We start from the raw sequence: 4,289 nt of genomic DNA, 5'->3' as shown, positions 1-4,289 counted from the left end.
TCGAAGACGCGAACGCGCGATGCAGCGTTTCAGGCGTATGCGAAGTTTGCAGAAATTCGCCTCCGTCCATTCCTCCGTTTACAACCACTTCAACCAGGAAAGATCGTTAGCCAGTCGAGACACCTTCAAGCTGACCCGCGCCGCCGCTCTTAGCGAGTGGCGTCAACTTTGTTCCGGATAAGTTCGCGATTTCCGCGGCAAACTGAGACTAGTTCGAATTAGTCTGACAGCACCGCTGAGACTTGTTCGAACCCGCCTCACAGTATGCATCGATATGCTTATTGATCCTTGTCAAGATTGGCGCGGGCAAGAAGTGGTACTGTCAATTGTAATTCAGGGGGGGCTCATGGAAGAGTTGATTGAAATCGGAAGATCATTCGTCCAGGCCATGCGTGAGCGCAGGGGCCTTGCAAGTGTTGATGAAATGTATGCCGAAAACGCACAGTCGATAGAGGCAGTCGTGCCTCCGGTTCGACAATTCCGCGTTTCAAAGGGGCGAGAAGCCATCAAGGGAAAAAGATAGGATTGGTTGGCATCGCATGAAATCCAAGAGCTAGAAGTGGATGGCCCCTACATCCACCCACCCAACCGCTTTGGAGTCCGCTTCAGAGCGGAAGTCGTTCAGAAGGCCACGGGTGAGCGTTTGACCCTGCGCGAGATCGCGGTGTATTCGGTGGCGGAAGGCAAGATTGTGCTGGAAGAGTTTTTCATGCTGCCGAAGTAAGAAGAGCGAATAACAACATCGGCTATTTGCTGGTTCAATCAATGCGCACGGCTTTCGGGCGAAGTGAAATTCCGGGCGGAGGTCGGGAATGCAACACAGAACAGTGGCATATTATGTAGGAGTTGATGCTGACGACGCGTCGATTTTGGAATGCGCTGAAACTGCCCATATCCAGAACGACCACTTGAATTGCGTATTGATCGCGGCCTTACCTAACCTGCCTTACCTGAAGTATGGATCAAACAGGTTCGTTGAGGCGGGTCTGCCCTCAAACTGGTTGGACGTTCTTCACGCGAAAAATGCCGCCCTGAAGTCTCGCGCCACTGAAGTTAAAACGCTTCTTGCTGGGCAGGGCTTATCTGCAAATGTAACTGGCTTCATGGGACTTGGAGCAGAGTTACAGCAACTTGTAGCAGAACAAGCCAAATGCTCTGATATCGCTTTTCTAGACGGTGATTTGCGAAAAGACCCCGATTTATTTCACAAGATCACGTGCGGAGTATTGTTTCATTCGCCGGTTGCTCTGATGATCAATGGAGATCCGTTTGCCCAACGCGACTGCGTTTTTTTGGCATGGAATGACAGCTTGCCTGCGTCCAGGGCGACGCATCTAGCTTTACCCATTCTTCTGGCGGCCAAAGAAGTTGTAATTGGATGTTTTGATTTGCCGTCGCCTGAGGACGTAGAAGGTAGTGTGCATGGAACTGACCTAGCTGAATGGCTCGGCCATCACGGTTGCAACGTGACCGTGTCGCAGTTCCAGTGCGGGGGAAATTCAGTTGCACATTGCATTCAAGAACGAGCAAGAGAAGCGGGGGCAGATCTCATTGTTATGGGCGCCTATGGGCATTCCCATTTGCGAGAGTCAGTTTTTGGGGGCACGACGCAAGCAATGTTGGAGCAGACAAGTTTACCAGTGCTTTTCGGACACTGATGAAGTGAGCCGATAACTGTGACTTTCTGGGAGTCATAGCAATCAAAGTTCATCGGTAAATAATTGAGAGACTTTTTTAAGAGTTTGCTTGAGGTTGAAGCGTGTTTGCCTGCCTGTTTTCGCCAAGGAACTCTATCACAATTAACGTGAGTTCATCCCAGTCAGTAAACTCCCTTGCCCCTTCTCGTGGATCGATTTTTCGGCCGAGCAAGACGACGTGCTGAAGAATCTCCCTCTCAAAATACCCGTAGTTTTCGGGCCTCACCGCGCCTGCGATCAAAGCCGTCGCATTTGGTTCAAAACCTGTTCGAAGAAGCATTTCGTCAAGATAGTCGCGTGCTTCTTCTCGACCTGACGCGAAAGCAGCTTTTAGACCGACGGAAAGCACGAGGGACTTTCGCTTCATTAAGGCATCTCTATTTGAAGCGACAAAAGCTTCGAATGACTTGGGGTGCTTACGCTCGTGGACAGGGGCCAGGAGAATAACCTTGACCACATCGTCAAGTGAAACGTGGCTGTGCATTTCATCGGTATTGATCAGCTTTGCGTCGAAACCGGCATTCTTCGCGAGATCGGTGATGAAGCGCGCAATCTTTGCTGTTTGGCCTTCGACCGTGGTGAAGGCGATGAGTAAGGTCATTCCGATCCTCCCAAAAATCGGTCTGAATAGATTGCTTATTATGAATAAGTGACGTGCGTTGCCCTTGATCTCTATCAAAGGCGTTTCATAGGGGCATATCTGGATCGTTGCGGTATGCTCATGCTGTCCACGCGGAGCATGTTTTTAAGGAAGTTCGTGACGGCATCCATCTCCAAGAAAACCTGCCTTTTCAGCCGGCAGCCTTGAAGCTAGCCAACCCCTGGCGGTCTAGCTTTCTACCTTAAGCAAAAGGCCAAGACAGCGACGAAGATTGAAATACTGATCAACCACACTGCGAGTTTCACTTGTTGGCGTGCGGGCAGGTTTCTGACCAGTCTAATCATAGTCAAACCTTTCAGACAAAATCCGGTGTGACGCGGTGCCCCGCTCAATCAGATGATCTTCGACGGTGTCCATCATGGCAGGGGGGCCGCAGAGAACAAAAAGCCAGCTTTCAAATTGATCAGAAGACAAATTGCGGTCCAACAGATGACCGTCGATCAAGCCTGTCTCTCCGGACCAATCCTCTGGCGGCTCGGATAGAACAAATACTGTTTCTTCTTTGGACAACTCCTGGCGAAAAGCAATCTGCTCCTCCACCCGGTTGCCATAGATAAGCTTGAGATCGTACTGTGTTCCACTCAACCGTACCTGACGCACAATGCTCAACATGGGCGCGATCCCGACACCACCTGCGATCAGAACAATGCCTTTCTCAGTTCGGTGGCTGATCGACAGATTTCCGTGCGGGGCATCCAGATAGGCCGTGGTTTGCGGAGCGATCTGTCCGAGGCCGCATGTGAAATCCCCAAGTTCCTTTATCACGAATGAAACTTCGGGGCCTTCGGCTGGTGCCGAACTAATCGAGAATGGGTTCTCATGCAGCGAAAAAACACTGTTGCCGACGTTTAGCCAAGCAAATTGCCCTGCTTCGAAGTTTAGTCCGTTGTGACCATCTGGCACGACGCGCAACTCCCATTGCTTCGGTGTTAGTCGAGACACAGACGTGACGCGCCACGGTCTTTTCCTCTGACGTAAAGGGCGAACGAGATAGACATACAGCAAAGTTCCAACTGCAATACTGGTTAGGGCAAGCCAGAGATAGGTTAGTAGCGGATGCCCACCGTAGCGCCCAGCATAGACCGTGTGATGCAAAAGCAGGCATGCGATCACCAAGGCTCCCAGCCCGTGTAAGAGGCGCCATGTTTCGTATTTGTAATCAAGGGATTTGCGGGCAATTGCCGAGACGACCAGAATGAACAGTAAAAAATATGCGCCGATACCCGATAACAGCGCAGAAATGTCAGTTGAAATCGTAAGTTGGTTTGTTTCATCCCACGGGCGGCGTCCGCCAGAAGGTGTACCCTGATACAGAAGCGGGTGTATCAGCGTTAAGCCGAGTGCTGTACGCGCCATCAACTGATGCACCCGCATGGTCACATCCATACCTAAGCCGGAAGAGATGAACCTGAACCGCCCGGACAGCAGGAACTCGACTAAGATTATTGAAAAAGCAAGCATCCCAAGCCCAGACGCGAGCTCTTGATGAAATGATCGCGGTGGCCATCCCAAAGACCAAGAAAAACCCAAGGGAGCCAAGATCAGCAAAACGTAAATCAACGCCAGATAAGGCCATTTCATACGGTTTTGCTCCGCTGTGTTAAAGGTGGGCAATTCGGGCTCATTTAGAATAAACGCTAAGCTGACCTGGGGTTCCGATCAAGACTACTGAGAATGGTGGTAACTCCACCACGACGTGGCAGGTTTGTTGGACAACGGTTCCCGTTTCTGTTCGTTCAGCCGCTGCGTTCGGTCTGGCTGATGCTGAGGTTGCATGCTTGCGCAAGATCAAGGTCCTTGACCGCTTTTCCTGTCATAATGTTGCGCGCGTGAAATCAGACCAAAGGAGGAGGCTCAAAAATGCTAGAAGACAAAAAGTCCCCGCAACTTTTCACTGGAACGCATCCGCTCTCCGAAAACTTTCGGCGTGA

The 4,289-nt window shown here is 50.9% G+C and carries 5 protein-coding genes and 1 pseudogene; 4 read left to right on the top strand and 2 right to left on the bottom strand.

The annotated features are described in order from the left end of the window. The 4 genes and pseudogenes from RUA4292_RS25350 to RUA4292_RS16350 all read left to right on the top strand — a co-directional run. A pseudogene (locus tag RUA4292_RS25350) lies at positions 1-181 on the top strand (IS6 family transposase); the annotation flags it as partial. A 165-nt stretch (positions 182-346) separates the two neighbouring features. Continuing rightward, positions 347-523 carry a hypothetical protein gene (locus tag RUA4292_RS24840; protein WP_158507053.1) on the top strand — a complete coding sequence of 59 codons (177 nt, stop codon included), beginning with the start codon at positions 347-349 and terminating at the stop codon, positions 521-523. Between the two features lie 6 nt (positions 524-529). Then, positions 530-724 (top strand): nuclear transport factor 2 family protein, encoded by a 195-nt coding sequence (locus tag RUA4292_RS16355; RefSeq protein ID WP_058278573.1) that lies wholly within the window; start codon positions 530-532, stop codon positions 722-724. Positions 725-812: 88 nt separating this feature from the next. Then, positions 813-1,658, top strand: coding sequence for a universal stress protein (locus RUA4292_RS16350; protein WP_058278572.1), 846 nt, complete (start codon positions 813-815; stop codon positions 1,656-1,658). Between the two features lie 76 nt (positions 1,659-1,734). Here the strand turns inward: RUA4292_RS16350 and RUA4292_RS16345 are convergent, their stop codons facing one another. Together RUA4292_RS16345 and RUA4292_RS16340 are read right to left on the bottom strand one after the other, a co-directional pair. Then, the gene (locus RUA4292_RS16345) at positions 1,735-2,298 is read right to left on the bottom strand and encodes a flavodoxin domain-containing protein (protein WP_058278571.1); all 564 of its coding nucleotides are present in this window, start codon (positions 2,296-2,298) and stop codon (positions 1,735-1,737) included. A gap of 336 nt (positions 2,299-2,634) precedes the next feature. Beyond that, positions 2,635-3,819, bottom strand: a complete 1,185-nt coding sequence (locus tag RUA4292_RS16340) for a ferredoxin reductase family protein (protein ID WP_158507052.1) — start codon at positions 3,817-3,819, stop codon at positions 2,635-2,637. Between the last annotated feature and the right edge of the window lie 470 nt (positions 3,820-4,289).

This window comes from Ruegeria atlantica, from assembly GCF_001458195.1.
Classification (GTDB): domain Bacteria; phylum Pseudomonadota; class Alphaproteobacteria; order Rhodobacterales; family Rhodobacteraceae; genus Ruegeria; species Ruegeria atlantica.
Note: the sequence above shows the minus strand (reverse complement) of the source record. Positions and strands in the feature narration are given on the sequence as shown.

What these genes read in the sequence shown, in the direction of transcription:
- RUA4292_RS16350 (WP_058278572.1), top strand. Translation starts at nt 813, where the DNA reads ATGCAACACAGAACAGTGGCATATTATGTAGGAGTTGATGCTGACGAC.
- RUA4292_RS16340 (WP_158507052.1), bottom strand. Translation starts at nt 3,819, where the DNA reads ATGCTTGCTTTTTCAATAATCTTAGTCGAGTTCCTGCTGTCCGGGCGG.
- RUA4292_RS24840 (WP_158507053.1), top strand. Translation starts at nt 347, where the DNA reads ATGGAAGAGTTGATTGAAATCGGAAGATCATTCGTCCAGGCCATGCGT.
- RUA4292_RS16345 (WP_058278571.1), bottom strand. Translation starts at nt 2,298, where the DNA reads ATGACCTTACTCATCGCCTTCACCACGGTCGAAGGCCAAACAGCAAAG.